This is a genomic window from Pseudoalteromonas sp. QJM3NY_22 (assembly GCF_056173065.1).
Genome location: NZ_CM149655.1, coordinates 2,778,300 through 2,801,631, shown reverse-complemented (window position 1 = coordinate 2,801,631; position 23,332 = coordinate 2,778,300). Strand labels below are relative to the sequence as shown.

Annotated in this window: 18 protein-coding genes; 14 read left to right on the top strand and 4 right to left on the bottom strand. The window is 39.2% G+C overall.

Annotated features, from left to right (window positions below; all coding sequences use genetic code 11):
• Window positions 1-51: 51 nt before the first annotated feature.
• The 12 genes from AC0VZ4_RS12630 (at window position 52) to adk (ending at window position 16,346) form a co-directional block, all read left to right on the top strand.
• Window positions 52-378, top strand: a complete 327-nt coding sequence (locus AC0VZ4_RS12630; RefSeq protein WP_002962306.1) for a YbaB/EbfC family nucleoid-associated protein — start codon at window positions 52-54, stop codon at window positions 376-378.
• 7 nt (window positions 379-385) lie between these two features.
• A complete protein-coding gene (recR, locus tag AC0VZ4_RS12625; protein WP_007375859.1) occupies window positions 386-994 on the top strand; it encodes a recombination mediator RecR in 609 nt (202 codons plus the stop codon).
• Window positions 995-1,198: 204 nt separating this feature from the next.
• Window positions 1,199-2,083, top strand: coding sequence for an IS982 family transposase (locus AC0VZ4_RS12620; protein ID WP_475441595.1), 885 nt, complete (start codon window positions 1,199-1,201; stop codon window positions 2,081-2,083).
• Between the two features lie 198 nt (window positions 2,084-2,281).
• On the top strand, window positions 2,282-4,183 hold the full coding sequence (locus AC0VZ4_RS12615; RefSeq protein ID WP_475439840.1) for an MFS transporter: 1,902 nt from the start codon (window positions 2,282-2,284) through the stop codon (window positions 4,181-4,183).
• A 4-nt stretch (window positions 4,184-4,187) separates the two neighbouring features.
• Window positions 4,188-4,913 (top strand): RluA family pseudouridine synthase, encoded by a 726-nt coding sequence (locus AC0VZ4_RS12610; protein WP_475439839.1) that lies wholly within the window; start codon window positions 4,188-4,190, stop codon window positions 4,911-4,913.
• A 189-nt stretch (window positions 4,914-5,102) separates the two neighbouring features.
• On the top strand, window positions 5,103-8,165 hold the full coding sequence (locus AC0VZ4_RS12605) for a type I restriction endonuclease subunit R (RefSeq protein WP_475439838.1): 3,063 nt from the start codon (window positions 5,103-5,105) through the stop codon (window positions 8,163-8,165).
• The gene (locus AC0VZ4_RS12600) at window positions 8,158-9,255 is read left to right on the top strand and encodes a PDDEXK nuclease domain-containing protein (protein WP_475439837.1); all 1,098 of its coding nucleotides are present in this window, start codon (window positions 8,158-8,160) and stop codon (window positions 9,253-9,255) included. The genes AC0VZ4_RS12605 and AC0VZ4_RS12600 overlap by 8 nt, the downstream gene beginning before the upstream one ends.
• Window positions 9,248-10,552, top strand: a complete 1,305-nt coding sequence (locus AC0VZ4_RS12595) for a restriction endonuclease subunit S (RefSeq protein ID WP_475439836.1) — start codon at window positions 9,248-9,250, stop codon at window positions 10,550-10,552. Before AC0VZ4_RS12600 ends, AC0VZ4_RS12595 begins: the two co-directional genes overlap by 8 nt.
• Window positions 10,549-11,682 carry an AAA family ATPase gene (locus AC0VZ4_RS12590; protein WP_077537686.1) on the top strand — a complete coding sequence of 378 codons (1,134 nt, stop codon included), beginning with the start codon at window positions 10,549-10,551 and terminating at the stop codon, window positions 11,680-11,682. Before AC0VZ4_RS12595 ends, AC0VZ4_RS12590 begins: the two co-directional genes overlap by 4 nt.
• A 20-nt stretch (window positions 11,683-11,702) precedes the next feature.
• A complete protein-coding gene (locus AC0VZ4_RS12585) occupies window positions 11,703-13,337 on the top strand; it encodes a type I restriction-modification system subunit M (protein ID WP_475439835.1) in 1,635 nt (544 codons plus the stop codon).
• A gap of 259 nt (window positions 13,338-13,596) precedes the next feature.
• The gene (htpG, locus tag AC0VZ4_RS12580) at window positions 13,597-15,510 is read left to right on the top strand and encodes a molecular chaperone HtpG (RefSeq protein WP_475439834.1); all 1,914 of its coding nucleotides are present in this window, start codon (window positions 13,597-13,599) and stop codon (window positions 15,508-15,510) included.
• A 191-nt stretch (window positions 15,511-15,701) separates the two neighbouring features.
• Complete coding sequence (gene adk / locus AC0VZ4_RS12575) at window positions 15,702-16,346, top strand: adenylate kinase (RefSeq protein WP_007584076.1); 645 nt, start codon at window positions 15,702-15,704, stop codon at window positions 16,344-16,346.
• 255 nt (window positions 16,347-16,601) lie between these two features.
• Here the strand turns inward: adk and tpx are convergent, their stop codons facing one another.
• The gene (gene tpx / locus AC0VZ4_RS12570; RefSeq protein ID WP_007375854.1) at window positions 16,602-17,183 is read right to left on the bottom strand and encodes a thiol peroxidase; all 582 of its coding nucleotides are present in this window, start codon (window positions 17,181-17,183) and stop codon (window positions 16,602-16,604) included.
• Window positions 17,184-17,409: 226 nt separating this feature from the next.
• Between tpx and AC0VZ4_RS12565 the strand changes: the two genes are divergently transcribed.
• Both AC0VZ4_RS12565 and AC0VZ4_RS12560 read left to right on the top strand, forming a co-directional pair.
• Window positions 17,410-18,414: a response regulator gene (locus AC0VZ4_RS12565; RefSeq protein ID WP_007375853.1), complete on the top strand. Its 1,005-nt coding sequence runs from the start codon at window positions 17,410-17,412 to the stop codon at window positions 18,412-18,414.
• Between the two features lie 3 nt (window positions 18,415-18,417).
• Window positions 18,418-19,389 carry a sensor domain-containing diguanylate cyclase gene (locus AC0VZ4_RS12560; protein WP_007375852.1) on the top strand — a complete coding sequence of 324 codons (972 nt, stop codon included), beginning with the start codon at window positions 18,418-18,420 and terminating at the stop codon, window positions 19,387-19,389.
• A 232-nt stretch (window positions 19,390-19,621) separates the two neighbouring features.
• Here the strand turns inward: AC0VZ4_RS12560 and AC0VZ4_RS12555 are convergent, their stop codons facing one another.
• From AC0VZ4_RS12555 to AC0VZ4_RS12545, 3 genes are read right to left on the bottom strand one after another with little or no spacing between them, the layout of a single operon-like run.
• Entirely contained in the window at window positions 19,622-20,509 is an 888-nt protein-coding gene (locus AC0VZ4_RS12555; RefSeq protein ID WP_475439833.1) for a universal stress protein, read from the bottom strand.
• A gap of 5 nt (window positions 20,510-20,514) precedes the next feature.
• Window positions 20,515-22,029, bottom strand: coding sequence for a SpoVR family protein (locus AC0VZ4_RS12550; protein WP_008138409.1), 1,515 nt, complete (start codon window positions 22,027-22,029; stop codon window positions 20,515-20,517).
• A 19-nt stretch (window positions 22,030-22,048) separates the two neighbouring features.
• Entirely contained in the window at window positions 22,049-23,332 is a 1,284-nt protein-coding gene (locus AC0VZ4_RS12545) for a YeaH/YhbH family protein (protein WP_475439832.1), read from the bottom strand.

Here is a 23,332-nt window from a genome sequence, read left to right as displayed (position 1 = left end):
ATCGCCCTTATGTTCATGTTAATTAATGTATTAAAAGAAAGAGAGAAAGTTATGTTTAAAGGTGGAATGGGCAACATGATGAAGCAAGCGCAGCAAATGCAAGATCGCATGCAAAAAGCCCAAGACGAAATCGCAACTCTTGAAGTTGTTGGTGAAGCCGGTGCAGGTTTAGTTAAAGTAACTATGCTTGGTAACCACAATGTACGTCGTGTTCAGCTTGATGAGAGCTTAATGGAAGACGACAAAGACATGATTGAAGACTTACTTGCAGCAGCATGTAACGATGCTGTACGCCGTGTTGCAGAAGAAACACAAGAGCGCATGGGTAAAGTAACTGGCGGTATGCAATTACCACCAGGTATGAAAATGCCGTTTTAAGTAAATAATGCAACTTTCAGATAGTTTAAATCAGCTTATAGAAGCACTGCGCTGTCAACCGGGCATTGGTCCAAAGTCAGCGCAACGTATTGCCTTTCATTTATTAGAGCGTGACCGAAAGGGAGGCACTCAGCTGGGCAATGCATTGACTAAAGCAATGACCGCCATAGGGCATTGCCAGTCTTGTCGCACCTTTTGCGAACAAACGCAATGTGATATTTGTTTAAGTACAAAGCGCCAAGACAGCGGCATATTATGTGTTGTTGAATCGCCTACTGACGTGCTTGCTATTGAGCAAACGGGTCAGTACTTAGGGCTATATTTTGTTTTAATGGGTCATTTATCGCCAATTGACGGTATCGGCCCTAAAGAAATTGGCTTAGACGTTTTAGAGCAAAAACTTGCTCAAGGCGGTATTAATGAGGTCATTTTAGCGACTAACCCTACCGTTGAAGGTGAAACTACTGCTCATTATATTGCGCAGCTTTGTCATAAATATAAAGTAGATGCCTCGCGTATTGCTCACGGTATTCCTGTGGGGGGCGAGCTTGATTTGGTTGATGGTAGAACGCTGATGCATGCCTTTAGTGGCAGACGCGCTGTTACTCAAGACTAACTTAAAGTCACTATTTGAAAACATATTGTAAAAGCCTACATGATTAACTTATGTAGGCTTTTTGTTTTTAAGGTAAGCTTAGAAGCAGTCTAATACCAATCCGCAATAATACTTAACCTGAATCTCGTTTAAGAAATTGAACTAAATGCCTGTTCCGAGATCCGATCTTTCGACCAAAAACGATTGGATAAGCAAGGAACAGGCATGATTAAATTAGTTGAATTATTTTGCGATGTCGATGATTTTTGCAAAGTATTTATACCCCAATGGGAAAAACAATTACTCGAAGATGGCACCCAAAAACGTCAGCGTTCAGGACGTATGACGACCAGTGAAATTATGACTATTGTTATTAGTTTTCATATGTCACATCACCGAGATTTCAAAAATTACTACCTTGGCTATGTATCACTTATGTACAAAAGTGAATTTCCCAACTTGCTCAGTTACACACGATTTTTAGCCGTTATGCCGAGGGTAATTGTGCCGATGTGTGCCTATTTTACTTCACTTAAAGGTAAACCCACAGGCGTTGAATTCATTGACTCCACATGTATTAAAGTGTGCCATAATATTCGTATTCCAAGACACAAAACCTTTGATGGAATAGCCCAGCGTGGCAAAGGAACAATGGGATGGTTTTATGGCTTCAAGCTACATTTAATCGTTAATCACCATGGTGAAATTGTTGCTGCGAAAGTGACAACAGGAAATGTACATGATACTCAACCAGTGCGTGAGTTAGCGAGCTGCCTGACGGATAAATTATATGGTGACAAAGGGTATTTAAGTAAAGCTTTAGAAGCCGATTTACTCGATAAAGGGGTAAAGCTCATTACGACGGTTCGCAAAAATATGAAGGCAAAAGCGATGTCATTATGGGATAGAGCAATGCTTTCAAAACGCTTTATAATCGAAACAATTAATGACCAGCTCAAGAACATATCCTTCATTGAACATTCAAGACATCGGAGTATGAACGGCTTTATGTTGAATTTAGTCGCTGGATTGGTGGCTTATTGCTTGAAAGAAAAGAAGCCACACCTTAATTTAACTGACGTAGAGCTTAACGCATTAGTTATCGCTTAAGCAGAACTCAGGTTACTTAATCATTTTGCGGGGCTAAATGTGTCGCTACCTGCGTTAAAAAGTTCTCATTTAGAACAACTCAATAGCGAATTTTTGCCTAGCTATCAACACGTTTTTCAGCCCTAAAAATAGATCATTTAATTAAACGAATTGGTATAATATATTTTGGGGCTATGTCTCTAATTAGTAAGGAATACAATGAAAGATAATCAACCCTACCAAGGTACATTACTGGGTAGTAAGCGTTTTTTACCGCTTTTTATTACGCAGTTTTTCTCAGCAATAAACGATAATGTGTATAAGCAATCAGTGCTTATTCTATTGATATTTCAGGCTGCAACGCTTGCAGATGGCGCACTTTATTCTAATATTGCTGCGGGATTATTTATTCTACCTTTCTTTTTATTTTCAGGGATGGCGGGGCAGCTTGCTGAAAAAACAGAAAAATCCAAACTAATCAGAATCGTAAAACTATGTGAAATCCCTATTATGGTTGTAGGGGCAGTCTCTATTTTAACTCAGTACGTTTGGCTGATGTTAGCCACCGTATTTTTAATGGGCGTACAAAGTACGTTTTTTGGGCCATTAAAATACTCTATTTTACCCCAGCACGTAGCACCTAGCGAATTAACAAAAGCGAATGCCTTGGTTGAATCGGGCACGTTTGTAGCAATACTGATTGGTACAATTTTTGGCACTTACTATATTACTCAATCGGTAGGTCCTACGCTTATAAGTATAGCAGTATTAGTACTGGCCGTTATGGGTTACGTAAGCAGTCGCTTTATACCCGTTAGTGAGGCGAACGAGCCAAACTTAAAATTTACCTATAATATATTTTCATCCACAAAAAACGTATTTACAGCACTTAATTCGCAAACAGAATCGGTTGGTAAGTCAGTGCTCGGGATCAGCTGGTTTTGGTTAATTGGCGCCATCGTTTTAACGTCCCTACCAAATTATGTAAAACATGTAATGGGCGGCGATGAATTGGTGGTAACCAGTGCACTGGTTGTGTTTTCATTGAGTATTGCTATTGGTTCATTACTGTGTGAAAAGTTATCTCGCTCTCGTATTGAGCTAGGCATTGTGCCCTTTGGCGCTATTTTAATTACCTTGTTTTTATATTTACTGAGCCAAGAGCCCGCTATCAGTACCTATACACCTCAACATACTGAATTATTAACGCTCGCACAGGTATTAAAAACAGGCGATATGGTGTGGCATTTCATATGGATGGCAGGCATAGGCATTGGCGCCGGTTTTTATACTGTACCGCTATATGCGCTTATTCAACAACGGACTGAAGAAGCGAGTCGATCACGAGTTATAGCGGCTAACAATGTATTAAATGCCTTGTTTATGGTGGGCAGTGCTGTTTTAAGTATTGTCACGTTGTCTGTTTTTCAGTGGAGTATTTCAGAGCTATTGCTGTTACTTGCGGGGCTAAATTTACTTATTTCTGTTTATATTTATACCAAAGTACCTGAATTCTTTTTACGCTTTGTTATTTATATTTTGGCCATTTGTATGTACCGCGTAAGAACAAAAGGCGAAGCTAACATTCCTAATGAAGGTGCCGCTGTTATTGTGTGCAACCACGTCAGTTTTGTTGATTGGATGTTTATTTTGGCAGCGTCACCAAGGCCTATTCGGTTTATGGTATTTGCGCCTATTTATTATTCGCCAGCGCTACATTGGTTATTTAAAATGGCTAAAGCTATTCCCATTGATAGTGAAAAAACCAATCCGGAAGCGTTTAAAAAAGCGTTTGACGAAGTGGCTGCTGCGCTTGAAAAAGGCGAGCTTGTTGGTATTTTCCCCGAAGGGAAGCTGACTAGTGACGGCTCAATCGATATTTTCCGTCGTGGAATAGAGCGTATTATTGCACGCTCTCCTGTGCCCGTTGTCCCTGTGCATTTAGGGGGCTTGTGGGGGAGTATGTTTAGCCGTAAAGCTAAGAGGCAATTACCGCGATTAAAATGGTCTTTGGTGTTGGTTGCAGTGGGTGGCCCGATTGCAGCTGACAAAGTAGTAGCAGACGATTTACGTGAGCATGTTTTAGCTTTGAAAGCGCTTCACTCTAAAGGTGTTGATTAATTTAATGACTAGCCCAATATTAGATACACCTTCAGAACCACATATTATTGTTGATGATTTTGTAGCGCCTAAATGCGCTGGGTTTATTGAAATATTATATCAAGATGACGATATTTTACTGATCAATAAACCCAGTGGGTTATTGAGTTTGTCGGGCAAAAATCCGCTTAATTGGGATTCAGTGCATTATCGTTTAGTGAATGGCCAAAAAGGGTTAACAGCCGCTTTTGCTGAGGCTAAGTTACCGCATCGGTTAGATTTGGGTACATCGGGCATTATGATTGTTGGATTAAACACCGAAGCATCAAAGCATCTTAATAAACAGTTTCAGGCACGTACTATTCAAAAGCGTTATGTAGCCATGCTAGAGGGTAGCTTGGCTGTTAGTGAGGGACAAATAACTGCGTCAATAGCAAAAGATAAGCTGCTTTTTCCACGAGTTAAAATTTGCCAAGCAACAGGTAAAACAGCAATAAGTGAATATAAAGTGCTTGAGCGGCTTAAACAACCGCGCAGAACCTTAGTGCAATTTACGCCCGTTACTGGGCGTACTCATCAGTTACGAATACACAGCCAGTTTATAGGTCATCCTATTTTAGGTTGCGATTTATATAAAAGTGCGCAAAGTGAAAATATGGCTGGGCGCTTACAATTACATGCAAGCGATTTATATTTTGAGCACCCCGTCAGCGGCGAGAAAATTCATATTAATTGCCCGCACTCGTTTTGATCCTGCACTATTTTTGAACCACATCTGATTATGGCTGAATTTAAAACAACTTTAATGTAGTTGTTTTAATTTTTAACATTTTAAACCCTTGTTTATTCAATTTTTATCTCATAAGATCACTTTTACATTAGAGTGGTAAAAGTTCTGATATAAGCCTCAATATACTTAGTTGTAAACTGGAAGAACACAATGAAAAAAGAACAACAAATTGAAAATGAGTTAATAACTAAGCTTACAGATCTCAAATACACCTACCGAGCTGACATTCGCAGTCAGAGTGCACTCGAGCAAAATTTTCGTGAAAAATTCGAAGCCCTAAATCGTGTTAATTTAACCGATAAAGAATTCAAGCGTTTACTACAAGAAATAATCACCAATGATGTGTTTAGTGCCGCTAAAACCTTGCGAGAGCGCGGTTATTTCCAACGTGAAGATGGCACGCCTCTGCACTACACCTTAGTGAACATAAAAGACTGGTGTAAAAACGAATTTGAAGTAATCAATCAGCTACGCATTAACCACGATGACAGCCACCATCGCTACGACGTGATCTTGCTGATCAACGGCGTGCCGGTGGTTCAAATAGAGCTAAAAAATCATCAAATTGTGACTCGTCGCGCTATGGAGCAAATCGTTAACTATAAAAACGATGCAGGTAACGGCTACGGCAGTACTCTAATGTGCTTTATGCAGCTGTTTATTGTCAGTAATGAAAACCAAACCTATTATTTTGCCAACAACCGTAACGAACACTTTAGCTTTAATGCCGATGAGCGCTTTTTGCCGATTTATCAATTAGCTAATGATAACAACAGAAAAATTGCCCATCTACACGACTTTTCTGACTATTTTTTAGCTAAATGCACGTTAGGAGAAATGATCAGCCGCTACATGGTCTTAGTGCAATCAGAGCAAAAACTGCTGATGATGCGCCCATATCAAATTTATGCCGTGCAAGCGATTGTCAACTGCATACATGAAAACCGTGGCAATGGTTATATTTGGCACACCACAGGCTCAGGTAAAACTTTAACTTCGTTTAAAGCTTCTACATTATTAAAAGACAACCCAGATGTAGATAAATGCCTGTTTGTGGTTGACCGTAAAGATCTCGACCGTCAAACTCGTGAAGAATTTAACAAATTTCAAGACGGCTGCGTAGAAGAAAACACCAATACAGAAACCCTAGTACGACGCATGTTGTCAGAAGACTATGCCGACAAAGTAATCGTCACCACTATCCAAAAGCTTGGCCTCGCGCTGGATGAAAACAGCAAACGCAATCAAAGCAAACTCAAAGATGGCCAACAAACCTTTAAAGAACGCCTAGAACCACTGCGCGATAAGCGTGTGGTGTTTATTTTTGACGAATGTCATCGCTCACAATTTGGCGAAAATCATAAAGCCATTAAAAACTTTTTTCCAAATTCACAGTTATTTGGCTTTACAGGCACGCCCATTTTTGACGACAACTCAAATTACACTCAAATCGACGGCACGGTAGGCTCTTTTAAAACCACCAAAGATATTTTCGAAAACGAACTGCATGCGTACACTATCACCAACGCCATTGATGATAAAAACGTACTGAGTTTTCACATTGATTTTTTTGGCAAAAACAGCATAAGTCCAGACAATACCGGTAAAGTAGACACGGTAACACCACCGCCAGAAGCCGTCGTAAAAGAAATTTTAGTCAAGCACAACGCAGCAACTAACAACCGGTTATTTAATGCCGTGCTCGCTACAGCCAAAATTAACGACGCCATTGAATACGTTGAGCAATTCAAAATTCAACAAGCGCAAAAACAAGCCGAAGACGAAAGTTTTATTCCACTTAATATTGCCTGTGTATTTTCGCCACCTGCACAGCCACCTAAAAATACCGATGACGGCCAAGCGCACAATGCCGACAAAAATGTTAAAGACATAAAACAGCTGCAAGAAGACCTGCCGCAAGAAAAGCTCGACAACCAACAAGAGCCTGAACAAAAAAAAGCCGCGCTGATTGCCATAATCGAAAGCTACAACCAACAATTTGGCACTAACCACAGCATTAATGAATTTGACTTGTACTATCAAGATGTACAGCAGCGTATTAAAGACCAAAAATACAACAACGCCGACTACCCCCATAAAAATAAAATAGACATCGTTATTGTGGTCGATATGCTACTCACAGGGTTTGACTCCAAATACCTCAATACCCTGTATGTTGACAAAAACCTTAAATATCACGGTTTAATTCAAGCATTTTCGCGTACCAACCGCGTACTTAACGACAGTAAACCGTGGGGCAATATTCTTGATTTTCGCGGCCAAGAAAAACAAGTAAACCAAGCTATAGAGCTGTTCTCTGGTGCTGCAAAAGATCGCGCTAAAGAAATTTGGCTAGTTGAGCCCGCGCCCGTCGTGGTTGAAAAATACCAACAAGCCATCACCAAACTGCAAACCTTTATGCAAAGCAAAGGGCTTGATTGCACACCATCAGAAGCAGCAAACCTCAATGGTGACACCGCCAAAGCCGAATTTATTAACCACTTTAAAGAAGTGCAAAAGCTCAAAACACAAATAGATCAATACACCGAGCTCGACCAAGCACAACAGCAAAGCATTGAAGCAGCCATGCCAATCGACAACCTCAGAAGCTTTAAAGGGGTTTACCTCGAAACAGCCAAAGGCTTAAAGCGTAAGCAAGACAAAAATAACGGCGAACTCGACGAAACCATAGAGCAGCTCGAATTTGAATTTGTTTTGTTTGCCTCAGCCTTAATTGATTACGACTACATCATGGGCTTAATTGCGCAATCGACCCAAACCGCAGGCCAAGGTACTAGCAAACACAAAATGACTCGCCAAGAGTTGATTGATTTGATCAGCGCACAAGCTAATTTAATGGACGACCGCGACGACATTATTGCCTACATCGAAAACCTGCCAACGGGTGTGGCCTTGAATGTAGAACAAATTAAAATCGGCTTTCAAAAATTTAAGGCCGCTAAAGCCGCTAACGAATTAAAGCAACTGGCTATAAACCATGAGCTCGCACCACAAAGCTTACAAGACTTTGTTGATGGCATAATGCAGCACATGATTTTTGATGGCGAACAACTCAGCGACTTACTTGCCCCGCTTGATTTAGGCTGGAAAGCCCGCACCCAAAAAGAGCTCGCGCTAATGGAAGACTTAATTCCTTATTTACATAAACTTGCCCAAGGGCGTGAAATATCAGGGCTTGCAGCGTATGAATAAGTCTATTAACCAGCCTACAAATAAGCAAAATAAACAGCTGCAAGAGCTAGACGAGCAAACCTTTGCACACTTGCTCGCGCATATTCAGCAAACCCGCCAGCAGGTATTTGCTCAAGTAAATACCGCGTTAATTGAGTTGTATTGGTCAGTCGGGCAAATCATTAGCGAAAAAGTCGCATCACAAAGTTGGGGCAAAGGCGTGGTCAAGCAACTCGCCGCCTATATTGCCAACCAAGACCCCGACATAAAAGGCTTTAGCGATAAAAATCTCTGGCGTATGAAGCAGTTTCACGAAACCTATCAACACGATACAGCACTCTCACCACGGGTGAGAGCATTACCGTGGACCCACAACACCATTATATTTTCGCGCTGTAAAAGCGGTGCTGAGCGCGAATATTATTTAACCCTAGTGCAAAATGAAAAGCTCAGTAGCCGTGAGCTAGAGCGCCAGATAAACGCCGCCCATTTTGAGCGCAGCCTAAGCGAGCAACCAAAACTCTCAGCAGTGCTGAGACAATCGCACCCAAGTAGCCCAAGCATCTTTAAAGACAGCTACACTTTAGAGTTTTTAGGCTTGCCCAGCAGCCACAGCGAAAGCGACCTGCAACGCGCCATTATAAAAAACCTAAAAACTTTTATTTTAGAGCTCGGAAAAGACTTTATTTTTATTGGCGAAGAATACCGCTTACAAGTGGGCAACCAAGATTTTTATATCGACTTATTATTTTTTCACCGTGGCCTTGCCGCACTGGTCGCCTTTGAGCTAAAAATTGGTAAATTTAGCCCACAGCATTTAGGCCAGCTCGACTTTTATCTCGAAGCACTCGACCGCGATGTCAAAAAGCCCCACGAAAACCCCAGTATAGGTGTGTTACTGTGCCGCGATAAAGACGACGAAGTGGTCGAATACGCCCTTTCGCGTAACCTATCACCCACACTGGTTGCGCAATACCAGTGCCAATTGCCCGATAAACAGCTGCTGCAGGCTAAACTGCATCAGCTATTACAAGACCTGCCAGCGCAAGACGAATTAGATATTGAGCAAATGGCTGAACCCGCGCCAAGGCAAGGAGAAAACAATGAATAAACCCACGGAAAAAGGCCTAGTACCAGAGTTGAGGTTTCCTGAGTTTAAAAATGAGAAAAGGTGGCAAGTTGTTCTTTTATCAGATATATGTGATGTTAAAGGAGGAAAAAGAATTCCCAAAGGTCACTCGTTAGTACAAGATGGCACTGGTGGCCACCCATACATAAGAGTTACAGACATGTATATGGGAGGAGTTGATCCATCTTCTGTTTTATTTATCACGAAAGAAATAGAGCAACTAATCAAAAATTATAAAATATCAAAAAATGATTTATTTATAACTGTTGCTGGAACAATAGGAATTGTTGGTGAAATTCCTGATGAGTTAGATAATGCAAACTTGACAGAAAACGCTAACAAAATTATCGTAAAAGATGTAAATAAGAAATACTTATTGCAATATTTGTCCAGTGATAAGCTACAAAATAAAATAAAATCTTCGATTACGAATAATGCTCAACCTAAACTTTCATTAGAGCGTATTCGAGGATTTTGCATTCCATTGCCAACACCAGTTGAACAACAAAAAATTGCTGATTGCCTCTCGTCTCTCGATGAGCTGGTGAATGCGCATACTCAAAAACTAACTGCTTTAAAAGCCCATAAAAAAGGCTTATTGCAACAACTCTTCCCCGCCGAAGGTGAAACCGTCCCCAAACTCAGATTTCCTGCATTTAGAGGTGATGGTGATTGGTGTTTTGATGACCTAGGTAGTAAAGCTAAAAAAGTGGGAAGTGGTATCACACCCAGAGGTGGGGATAAGAACTATAAATCAGCCGGAGTGCCATTTGTCCGAAGTCAAAATATTGGATGGGGCAGTTTGCTCCTTGACAATATTGCTTACATTGAGGAAGAGGTGCATCAATCTTTTTCAGGTACAGAAATTAAAGAAAGTGACGTACTTCTGAATATTACAGGTGCATCAATAGGCCGAACTGCTATTGCGGATCAGCGCGTCACCGGTGGTAACGTAAATCAGCATGTCTGTATTATCAGAACAAAACTCAAAGAACTTCACCCAGTTTATCTCTGCCAATTTATTCTATCTTCAAATGGACAGTTACAAATTGATAGCTTTCAGGCAGGAGGGAATAGGGAAGGGCTTAATTTTGCTCAGATTCGCTCGTTTTCAATCCCGATCCCGCCAAACGTTGAAGAGCAGAAAAAAATTGCCGACGGCTTATCATCTATTGATGAATTAATCACTGCGCAAAGCCAAAAAATCGACGCACTTAAAACACACAAACAAGGCTTAATGCAGCAACTGTTTCCTGTGGTTAATGAGGTCAGTGTATGAGCAATAAACCCAAAATCAATAAATATAAATCACTGCGTAATGCTGTTACTCGTCTTCGCGATGATCTTCGTGATTCTGATAATGGCGGGAGTGATTTTGTTTTACTTTATGCCTACAACGGCACAGGTAAAACCCGCCTTTCTATGGAATTTAAAGACGTTGGCAAACGTAAAAAAGGCATAGCTAGAGACACTCTTTACTTTAATGCTTTTACTGAAGATTTGTTCATTTGGGATAATGACTTAATAGGTGACTCAGATAGAGCATTAATGTTTAATGAAAATTCAGAATTTTTTAAAGGATTAGACAACCTAGCATTAGAGGTAAGAATTGAGAAATACCTTTCACGTTATACGACATTCTCTTTTGATATTAACTATCAAAAATGGAAAATCACATTCAAAAAAGAAGTTGCAAACCCTAAATTTAGAGTCGGTTCGGATGAACCTGAAAAGATAGTTCAAGATAATATTAAAATTTCTCGTGGCGAAGAAAATATATTTATTTGGTGCTTTTTTCTTTCTATTTGCGAAGTAACACTGGATGGGGCAGAAACTTATAATTGGGTTAAATTTTTCTACATTGATGACCCTGTTTCATCATTAGATGACAATAACACTATAAAAGTCGCAACCGATTTGGCTAAATTGTTAAGAAGAGCAAAAGGTGAAGATGAGAAATATACAATCAAAACGGTTATTTCTTCACATCACGGTCTCTTTTTTAATATTATGTGCAATGAATTAAAAAAGACCAAACACAAAACCTATCTTCTTAACAAGGCTGACAATAGCTATACCCTGCAAGCTACTGATGATACTCCTTTTTATCATCATATTGCGACTTTAAGCGAGTTAAATAAAGCTGCTGAAACAGGCGATTTATTTACCTATCACTTTAATGCTTTAAGAACCATATTTGAAAAAACATCGAATTTTTTTGGAAATGGCGACATCTCATATTGTTTAGATACTGAGGACGAAGCGCTGCATGCGCGCGCCCTCAATATTTTCAGTCATAGAGACGCCTATTCTATTTGGCAACCAAGACCCATGCTCGATGATAATAAGCGGCTCTTTGAAACAATATTAAAGAATTATTTAGAACGATTTGAAATCGAACTTCCATAACTTATAAGAATTTAGATACTATGACCCAAGAACAACTTAAAGATTTAGGCAAAACCCTGTGGGATATTGCCGATAGCCTGCGCGGGGCGATGAACGCCGATGACTTTCGTGACTATATGTTATCATTTTTGTTTTTACGTTATTTATCAGATAACTACGAAACGGCGGCGCAAAAAGAGCTTGGTCGTGATTACCCAAGCCTAACAGCAGACGACAAAACCGCGCCATTGAGCCTGTGGTATACAGACAATAGCGATGATGTCAGCGAGTTTGAAAAACAGATGCGCCGTAAACTGCATTATGTGATTGAACCGCGCCATTTGTGGACCAACATCGCCGAACTGGCGCGCACTCAAAACAGTGAGTTACTGCAAACCTTAGAGGCCGGCTTTAAATACATTGAAGAGCAAAGCTTTAACAGTAATTTTAAAGGCTTGTTCTCTGAGATTAATTTAAACTCGGAAAAGTTAGGCAAAACCCCCAGCGAACGCAATAAAAAACTCTGTAGTATTATTCAAAAAATCTCTGAAGGCATTGCTGGGTTTTCTACCGACAGCGATATTTTGGGCGACGCTTATGAATATTTAATTGGGGAATTTGCCGCAGGCTCAGGTAAAAAAGCCGGTGAGTTTTACACCCCACAGCCTATCTCGACAATTTTGTCGGAAATTGTCACCCTCGACAGCCAAGAGCCCAAAACCGGTAAAAAGAAAAAGCTCAACAAAGTATTAGACTTTGCCTGTGGTTCAGGCTCGTTATTGCTCAATGTGCGCAAGATCATTGTTAAAGAAGGCGGTAGTGTCGGTAAAATTTACGGCCAAGAAAAAAACATCACCACCTTTAACCTTGCGCGCATGAACATGCTACTACACGGCGTAAAAGACACCGAATTTGATATTCACCACGGGGATACTTTATTAAATGACTGGGATATGCTCAGTGAGATGAACCCCGCTAAAAAGCTAAAATTCGATGCTATAGTGGCTAATCCGCCATTTAGTTACCGCTGGGATCCAAGTGAAGCACAGGGCGAAGATTTTCGCTTTAAAAGCCACGGCCTAGCGCCAAAATCCGCCGCTGATTTTGCTTTTTTACTGCACGGCTTTCACTTTTTAAGTGACGAGGGCACCATGGCAATTATTTTGCCCCACGGTGTGCTGTTTAGAGGCGGCGCAGAGCAACGTATTCGTACTAAACTGCTCAACGATGGTCACATAGATACGGTAATTGGCTTACCTGCGAACTTGTTTTTTTCAACGGGTATTCCGGTGTGTATTATCGTGCTGAAAAAATGCAAAAAGTATGATGATGTATTGTTTATTAACGCCAGTGAGCATTATGAAAAGGGCAAGCGCCAGAACACTTTACGTGAAGGCAAAGGCGATGAGCCTAACGACATTAAAAAAATTGTTAATACGTATAAAGAACGCAGTGAAGAAGAGCGTTATTCACGCCGCGTATCGATGGCAGAGATTGAGAAAAACGACTTTAACCTGAATATTTCGCGTTATGTGAGTACTGCAAAGGCTGAGATAAAAGTTAATATCGCTGAAGTAAATAAAGACTTACATAATATTGAAAAAGATATTGTAAGTGCATTAAACAAACATAATGAATTTTTAGAACAGCTTGGTTTGGCTAAACTGCCTAAGTAAAAGTTGATGAAGTAGAGCCATAATAACACCTCAGTGAGTGAGTCAGTATACTGAGGTGTTTAATAAATACGAGCCCGTATGACTTTACTTTAAAGTGGTTTAATTGTTTATTTTGTTTTTTAAGTCTTTAATAATAATTTTTGAATTTAAGCATTAAGTCCTTTCGTTTTACCTTTTTTAAATTTTTCCCTTGAAGTTTTATCACCTCACCCCATATTAAGTGCATAACGCAGACACTTTGCAAATTGGAGATATATAAATGACTGCAGCTCAAAAAGAAACATTAGGCTTTCAAACAGAAGTAAAACAATTATTAAACTTAATGATTCATTCTCTTTATTCTAATAAAGAAATATTTTTACGCGAACTTGTGTCAAACGCATCAGATGCGGCAGACAAGTTACGTTTTTTAGCGCTATCTCAAGGCGATCTATACCAAGGCGACGCTGATTTACGTGTGCGTATTAGCGCAGATAAAGAAGCAAATACAATTACCATTTCTGATAATGGTATTGGTATGACGCGCGATGAAGTAATTAGCTCATTAGGGACTATTGCAAAGTCAGGTACTGCTGAGTTTTTCAAAAACTTAACGGGTGATCAAAGTAAAGATTCACAGCTGATTGGTCAATTTGGTGTTGGTTTTTACTCAGCATTTATTGTTGCCGATTTAGTAACTGTTCGTACACGTAAAGCGGGTGAAACAACGGCGTACGAGTGGGAATCTCAAGGTGAAGGCGAATATACACTTCAAGAAATTGAAAAAGAAGGCCGTGGTACTGACATTATTTTACATCTTCGTGATGAAGAAAAAGAATTTGCTGACGATTACCGCTTACGTGGCATTGTTACTAAATACTCAGACCATATTTCAACACCTGTACAAATGTTTAAAGCAGAAGTACCAGAGTCTGAAGGCGAAGACGGCGAAAAAATTCCAGCAGTACCAGGTGAGTGGGAAAGCATTAACCGTGCAACTGCATTGTGGACGCGTGATAAGTCAGAGCTGTCTGATGAAGAATATAAAGAATTTTACAAACATGTGAGCCACGACTGGGAAGATCCTCTTAGCTGGGCACATAATAAGGTTGAAGGTAAAACTGAATACACTAGCCTTTTATATATTCCTAAAAAAGCACCTTTCGACTTATGGAACCGTGAGCGTCAAAGTGGTTTAAAACTTTACGTACAACGCGTATTTGTAATGGATGATGCTGAGCAGTTTATGCCAAGCTACCTTCGCTTTGTAAAAGGTTTATTAGATTCAAACGATTTACCACTAAACGTATCGCGTGAAATTCTACAAGATAACAAAGTAACGCAGGCTATTCGTAAAGGGTGTACATCGCGCATTATTAAAATGCTTGAGCGTATGGCTAAAAACAAAGCTGACGATTACCAAGTATTTTGGAATGAATTTGGCCAAGTAATGAAAGAAGGCCCAGCTGAAGATGCGGCAAATAAAGAAGCTGTATGTAAGCTACTACGTTTTTCGTCTACGCATACTGATTCAGAAACGCAAGATGTGTCGCTTGAGCAATATGTTGAGCGCATGAACGAAGGCCAAGACAAAATTTACTACGTAGTGGCTGATACATTTACCTCTGCGAAAAATTCTCCTCATTTAGAGATTTTCCGCAAAAAAGGCATTGAAGTATTGCTACTAAGTGACCGTGTTGATGAGTGGATGATGAGTCACTTAACTGAATTTGCTGATAAGCAGCTACAGTCAATCACACGTGGTGATTTAGATTTAGGTAAGCTTGACGACGAAGAAACTAAAAAAGCACAAGAAGAGTCTGAAAAAGAAATGGCAGGCCTTGTTGAACGTATTAAAACAGCACTTGGTGATGACGTTAAAGAAGTGCGCTTTACGCACCGCTTAACAGACTCTCCAGCATGTGTTGTAAGCGACGATAACGACATGAGTTCACAAATGCAAAAGCTAATGGAGTCTGTTGGTCAAGCAGCACCAGAAGCAAAGCCAGTGTTTGAGCTAAACCCAGAGCATCAACTTGTTAAGCACTTAAATGACGAACAAGATGAAGATAAGTTCGCACAATGGTCACATGTTTTACTAGACCAAGCATTACTTGCAGAGCGCGGTACACTTAAAGATCCAACAGGGTTTGTTACTCGCTTAAATAAACTAATGCTTGAACTAAGCAAATAAGCAAATAGCTATTTACTCAGTCGATAAAGTATAAATTATGTACTTTAAATAAAAGGGAACGTGTGTTCCCTTTTTTAATGCGCTGTAAATACATCAACAACTCATCAATTAGTATAAGTTGCTTGAGTATCGGCGGCGCTTGTGGAAGAATTCAGGCTTTAAAATAAATATCCATACTAGGGGACAATAATATGCGCATTATTCTTTTGGGCGCGCCGGGTGCAGGTAAAGGTACTCAAGCTCAGTTTTTAATGGACAAATACGGTATTCCACAAATCTCTACTGGCGATATGTTACGTGCAGCAATTAAAGAAGGTACGCCATTAGGCCTAGAAGCAAAAAAAGTAATGGATGCTGGTCAACTAATTTCTGACGATATTATTATTGGTTTAGTAAAAGAGCGTATTACTAAAGCGGATTGTGAGAAAGGCTTTTTACTTGATGGCTTCCCGCGCACAATTCCTCAAGCCGATGCAATGAAAGAAAATGGCGTAGTGGTTGATCACGTTATTGAATTTGACGTGGCTGACGAAGTGATTGTTGAACGTATGGGCGGACGTCGTGTTCATCCTGGTTCTGGTCGTGTTTACCACATTGTTTATAATCCACCAAAAGTGGAAGGTAAAGACAATGAAACTGGGGATGACTTAATTGTTCGCGCGGACGATACTGAAGAAACAGTACGTAAACGTTTAGGTATTTACCACGAGCAAACGATGCCATTAGTTGATTACTACCAAGCAGAAGCGGCGGCTGGTAACACTCAATACCACAAACTAGATGGTACACAAGCTGTTGAAGCTGTAAGTTCACAACTTGGTGAGCTTTTAGGTTAAATTTAAAAGCCTATTAAAAAAACCGCCAATTGGCGGTTTTTTGTTTTAAGTCTAGAATACTTAATCAATTTGAGAGATTAAATCTGACGTTAACAGCGTTAAAAATTCTGATATACGACTGCATGGATGCCGAAAGTAGAGCAATGCAGGAGCAATTAGTGATAACAACTCAATAACGAATTTTTTGCCTTGTTATGGATAAGATTTTCTTATCTAAAAATAGATCACTTAATTAAGCGAATGGGTATATTAACTTTACAGCGTTTTAAGCTTCTCAATTACGCTGTTGTATTCTGGTTCAGTTGAAAGGCTACTAACGAGTTGTTTATAAATAATGCTGTGGTTTTCGTCTAATATTATTACTGAGCGAGTTAGTAACCCCATATCTTTAATAATTAACCCATATTTTTGGCCAAAATCGCGCCAAACAGAATCAGATAATGTAGTTATTTTGTCTATGTTCTCAGCTTTGCAAAATCTTTTTTGAGCGAATGGCAAATCGGCACTGATAGTAAGCATGACAACTGCAGGAAATTGCGTCGCAACTTTTTCGTTAAAGTGTTTTGTTTGTAGACTACAAATACCTGTGTCTAAACTTGGTACTACACTAATTAAAATAGCTCGGCCCTTATAATTATCCAGTGTGACAGGTGTAAAGTTTCCATCGACAACTTTAAAATTAGGTGCGTTATCACCAACTGATACACCTTTACCGAGTAAAGTAACCGTCTTACCCTGTGCAGAGACTTTACCTATATCGAGAGTGTTTTCTGGGATATCAGAAGCGAAAGCCATAGAACAAAAAATACTTAAGGCAAAAGTTAATGAGCGGAGCATAGGAGTTTCCTTTTTAAATTAACGCAATAGGCGTCAGTGTATTATACTGCGTTGGAGTAACCAAGGTATTATCTGTGCCTCTATAAAATTGGTAATGATTCAATCATATAAAAAAACTGTAAATAGGCTATACTTTGGTTAACATGCAGTTACAAAAATATCTTCTATAATAAAAATGTGTGTATCACTTTTGGTTTGTATAACTGGTTTAAAATAGAGAGATAGTATGTCAACATCTGTATTAATATGTGATGATTCAAAATTAGCGAGGCGTCAATTAGCCCGTTCTCTACCTGATGATTGGGATATTAAAGTTGAATTTGCGATAGATGGTGTTGATTGCATCAAACAAATAAAGTCAACTGAACCTGAAATCCTTTTCCTTGATTTAAACATGCCAGAAATGGATGGCTATGAAGTTTTAATGGCCATGAAAGAGCTTGGGCTCAATATACTTACAGTTGTAGTTTCAGGTGACATACAGCCTAATGCTCATCAAAGAGTGCTTGAACTGGGGGCTATCGATTTCATCCAAAAGCCATGTTCCCCTCAAAAATTAGCCGATATTATTGAACACCATGGCATTAAAGATAAAGCCATGCGTGAACGTCTTTCTCATTCTCTAGGTGAGCAAGTAGACCCAGATGTGCGAGATATATACCAAGAGCTAACTAATGTTGCTATGGGTCAAGCCGGTGATTTACTTGCGCGATTACTTAATGTGTTTGTTGAGCTGCCAATCCCAAATGTGAATATCTTAGAGGTTAGTGAACTCGATATGGCGCTACGCTCTATTGATAATAATGCAACCACTTCTGGAGTTTGTCAGGGATTTATTGGAGGAGGTGTATCTGGAGAAGCATTATTATTACTTAATGACTCTAGCTTTAAAGAGATAGCCTCACTGATGAATTACGATGGTGAGCTTAACGACAAAGTGGAACTTGAGTTACTTATGGATATAAGTAATATTTTAATCGGGGCTATTTTGACTGGTCTTTCAAAACAACTCGATATGTCGTTTAGCCAAGGTCATCCTATCGTACTTGGCCAGCACAGAGATGTATCTGAATTAGTGAAAGCGAATAAGTCGCGCTGGCAGCGTACGCTTGCTATAGAAATTAGCTATGGTATTGAAAATCACGATATTAACTGTGACCTTATGCTGTTATTTACTGAAGATTCACTTAAAACTTTGAAATACAAAGTTGCTTACCTATTAGAAGACTAAGTTATGGCTGCTGATTTAGATATGAATGAAATCCATTGGTTAATGGATATGTTTAACACCGTTGATGTAGGTTTAGTTGTACTCGACAGGGAGTATAAGGTGTGTGTGTGGAATGGTTTTATGGAAAACCATTCGGGGTTATTACCAAGTGCTGTAAAAAATAAAGATTTATTTGATTTATTTCCTGCTATAGATGAAAAGTGGTTTAGAAGTAAATCAGAGCCAGTATTTGTACTAAAAAATCGTTCGTTTACCATTTGGGAACAACAACCCTATATATTTCGCTTTAAAAACTATCGCCCAATTACTGGCAAAGCTGAGTATATGTATCAAAATGCGACATTTATACCGCTTACTAATATACGAGCAGAAGTTAGCCATATTTGTATCATTCTTTATGATGTAACTGATATTGCAGTTAACAAAAAAGAGTTAGAAGAGCTAAATAAAAGACTTGAGCAAGTAAGTCAAACCGATGCCTTAACGACGTTATACAATCGTGGTTATTGGGAAAGTATGCTTAAGCAAGAGTATTTACGAACAAAACGTAATGCAGGGTGTAGCTCTCTGTTAATGTTTGATATTGATCACTTTAAAAAGGTGAATGATAAGCATGGTCATAGTTGTGGTGATGAGGCGTTACGCCATATTGCAAAGTTATTACGTACCACATTACGTGAAACAGATATTGCTGGACGTTACGGTGGTGAAGAGTTTGTATTAACTCTACTTGATACCGATAAGCAAGGGGCTGAAATATTTGCTGAGCGCTTAAGGGTGTTGATTGAATCAAGCCCTGCCTTTTATAAAAATGTTGAAATCAAGATGACAATAAGTATCGGAGTTGCGTGCTTTAGTAATGAATTTAAAGATCATGAACGTTGGATTGAAGCCGCTGACAGGGCTCTTTACTTTTCTAAAAATAATGGACGCAATAAAGTCACTGTTTTTGATGATATAAAAAATGACGCTTAAGCATCATTCTTATTAATCACTCTTTATACCAATGCGCAATAATATTTAATTAATTTGAGTGATTAAATCTGACGTTAACTGCGTTAAAAACTTCTGATATACGACTGCATGGATGCAGAAGGTAGAGCAATGTAAGAGTAATTAGCGATAACAACTAAATAACGAATTTTTGCCTTGTTATTGATACGATTTTATTACCTCAAAATAAAGCACTTAATTAAGAAAATTGGTATTAGATTGAGTGGGGGGGTAAAATAAGTAAATCGGTTTTAAGTAAGCGCATTATTTTTTCTGCTGTGTTGCCAATAAGCTTTCCCTTAATACCCACGTTGCCTACTGAGCCAATAATCACTAACTCAGCATCAAGTTTTGCTGCCAAGCTTGGTATGACTTGTTCCGCTAAGCCCGCTTTAATGTGTAATTTATCACGCAAGTTGTATTCATTAATCAGATCACGTTGTAGTTCCGGTAATTTTTCGAATGCATTGAGTACTTGTTCATCTGAAAATACAATACCTAAGTCTCTCAAAATAGGTGAGACGTGCACGGTATAACATGCATAAAATTCGCAGCCCTCTGAGTTAGCATAATCTATGCCACAGTTAATAATAGCTTTATTTAACTGATGCTTAGATGCCTTTTCGCTGCCTAAATCAAGAGCAGCTAACACATTACAGTTATTTCTCCATTTATTATCTGCGGCCAAATAAAGTGGTATTGGTGAAAATCGAATAAGCTGCCAGTCAAGTTCGCTAAATTGAGTTTGAGCATCAATATGCCTAGTTTTTATTGCCATATCATAATTAGTTGCGTTTATTTCGTTATTTAACCATTGCTCTGGTGATTCATGCCAAACCGTTTGAAATGTATACTCACAATCAGTTAGCTCTTTTTTTAATAGAGGTTCTAATGTTGCTCTGAGTAATGAAAGTTGTTTGTCTTGAATCGCAAGTACTTGCTCTGGTGATAATGAAAATAATATATTACCAGTGTCTTCATAGCTAAACGCAACAATATCAATATGTTTACTGTCTTGTAGTGCTTTTTGTTTTGCGTGTATTAATGCTGTTTTTGCACAATTTACTGAGTCGATCAGTACGAGAAGCTTTTTCTTATCCATTATATTCACTCTGTTGTATGACGAGTGTCATCTGTTGGACATTGACCAATAGTTGAAATCTCACCAGAATTAGACTCTTCTTCCAGTTTTACCTTAAAGCCCCATAGCCTGTAAAGGTGTTTTAGCACTTCTTCATGTGAGTTTGCCAATGGAATGCAATTATGAGGTACATAGCGAAGTGTAAGTGCTCTATCACCTCTAATATCAACATCATATACTTGAATGTTAGGTTCATGATTACTTAAATTATATTGCGCGGAGAGCACTTCTCTAACTGTTTTATAGCCGCTATCATCGTGTATCGCACCAATCTCTAAATGGGGATTATTAGTATGGTCAATAATAGTAAATAATTTGAAATCACGAATTAACTTCGGCGATAAAAACTGGCTAATAAAGCTTTCATCTTTAAAGTTTTCCATGGCAAAGTGCAATGTATCTAGCCAATTACTGCCTGCATACTCAGGAAACCATTTTTTATCTTCTTCAGTTGGATGTTCACATATTCTGCGAATATCAACCATCATATTAAAGCCTAAAGCATATGGGTTAATGCCTGAATAATACTTACTGTTATAAGGTGGCTGATAAACTACGTTGGTATGACTTTGTAAAAACTCTAACATGAATGAGTCGGTGAGCTTCCCTTCATCATATAAGTGATTAAGGATGGTGTAGTGCCAAAATGTAGCCCAACCTTCGTTCATTACTTGAGTTTGCTTTTGTGGGTAAAAGTATTGCGAAATTTTACGGACAATACGAATCACTTCACGTTGCCAAGAGTCGAGTAATGGGGCATTTTTTTCAATAAAATACAAAATATTTTCTTGAGGCTCAGTAGGGAAATGGCGTTCTTTCTTTTTAGTTTCCTGTTGCTGTTCGGGAATCGTACGCCACAATTCGTTTACTTGTGATTGTAAGTATTCTTCACGTTCTTGTTGGCGTTTTTGCTCTTCAAAGAGTGATATTTGCTGTGGACGTTTATAGCGATCGACCCCATAATTCATTAATGCATGACATGAGTCGAGTAGGGCTTCTACTTGTGTAATACCGTGTTTTTCTTCACAGCGGCTTATGTAATTTTTAGCAAATACCAAGTAATCAATAATTGAGCCTGCATCGGTCCAGGTTTTAAATAAGTAATTACCTTTAAAAAATGAGTTATGTCCGTAACATGCATGCGCCATTACAAGCGCTTGCATAGGTAGGGTATTTTCTTCCATTAAGTACGCAATACAAGGGTCTGAATTTATCACTATTTCGTAAGCGAGGCCCATTTGCCCGCGCTTATAATTTTGCTCTGTTTGGATAAACTTCTTACCGTAAGACCAATGACTGTAGCCAATAGGCATGCCAACGCTTGAATAAGCATCCATCATTTGCTCAGCCGTTATCACTTCAATTTGATTCGGGTAGGTGTCTAATCTGTAATGAGCAGCAACGCGAGCAATTTCACCTTGGTACTCATCTAATAAATCAAAGGTCCAATCTGGGCCATCACTCAATCGTTTATCATTCATAATGCTACCTCGCTTTTGGCTATGCAGAGTTTTGCTGTTGACGACCTTTTTTAAATAGCTCCCTAAAAATTGGGTAAATATCTTCAACGCTTTGAATATGCTGTATGGCAAAATTATTATGGCTGTGTGTTATAGATTCATATTCGCGCCATAGGCTTTGATGAGCACGAGTGGTTATTTCAATATAAGCAAAATAACGCACTGCGCTTAAGAGCTTATTACGCAAAATTTCACCACATTGCGGTGTGTCGTCCGCCCAGTTATCGCCATCGGATGCTTGTGCAGCGTACACATTCCATTCATCTGCGTGATAACGCTCTTTTATTATTTCATTCATTAATTTAAGAGCACTCGAAACAATAGTGCCGCCAGTTTCTTGGGAATAAAAAAACTCTTGTTCGTCTACTTCTTTAGCTTGTGTGTGGTGGCGAATATAAACAACTTCTATGTCTTTATAGCTGCGCGTTAAAAACTGATAAAGTAAAATATAAAAACGCTTTGCCATGTCTTTTGTTGGCTGATCCATTGAGCCTGACACATCCATAATACAAAACATCACTGCTTTGCTGGTGGGATGAGGGCGCTTTTCGTAATTACGAAAACGTAAATCGTAGTTATCAATAAACGGGACCGATTTAATTTGTACTTTTAATGCTGCAATTTCTTTTTGTAATAAAGCAATTGCTGATTTATCGCTATGAGGTTCATCAAGCAACGCATCAAGTTGCTTTTCAAGCTCAACTAAGCGACGTTTTTTTCCTGCACTCATTGCCACGCGGCGCGCAAGCGAGCCTTGAAGTGAGCGGACAATGTCAATATTACTTGGCATGCCGTCGCTACAAAATCCTGCGCGGTGGGTTTTCATTTGCACTAACTTATCAAGTTGGTTTTCTTGTAAGTTAGGAAGTTCTAAATCTTCAAACAGTAAATCAAGGTATTCGTCTTTTGATATTGAAAATACAAACTCATCTTGTCCCTCGCCTGAATCGCTGGCGTCACCTTCACCGGCACCACCGCCTGGTCCGCCTTTAGGGCGCTCAATTTTATCACCTGTAGAAAACTGATCGTTACCAGGGTGAATTTGTTCTCTATTCCCGCCTTTTCCCTGATGAAATGTAGGTTCGCTGATATCGCGTTGTGGAATAGAAATACTCTCACCAGAGCTAGAATCAGTGACGCTGCGTTTGTTAATCGCATCTGAAACCGCTTCTTTAATTTGTTTTTTATAGCGCCTAATAAAGCGCTGGCGATTAAGCGTACTTTTATTTTTTCCGTTTAAACGCCTATCTATAAAATGCGCCAT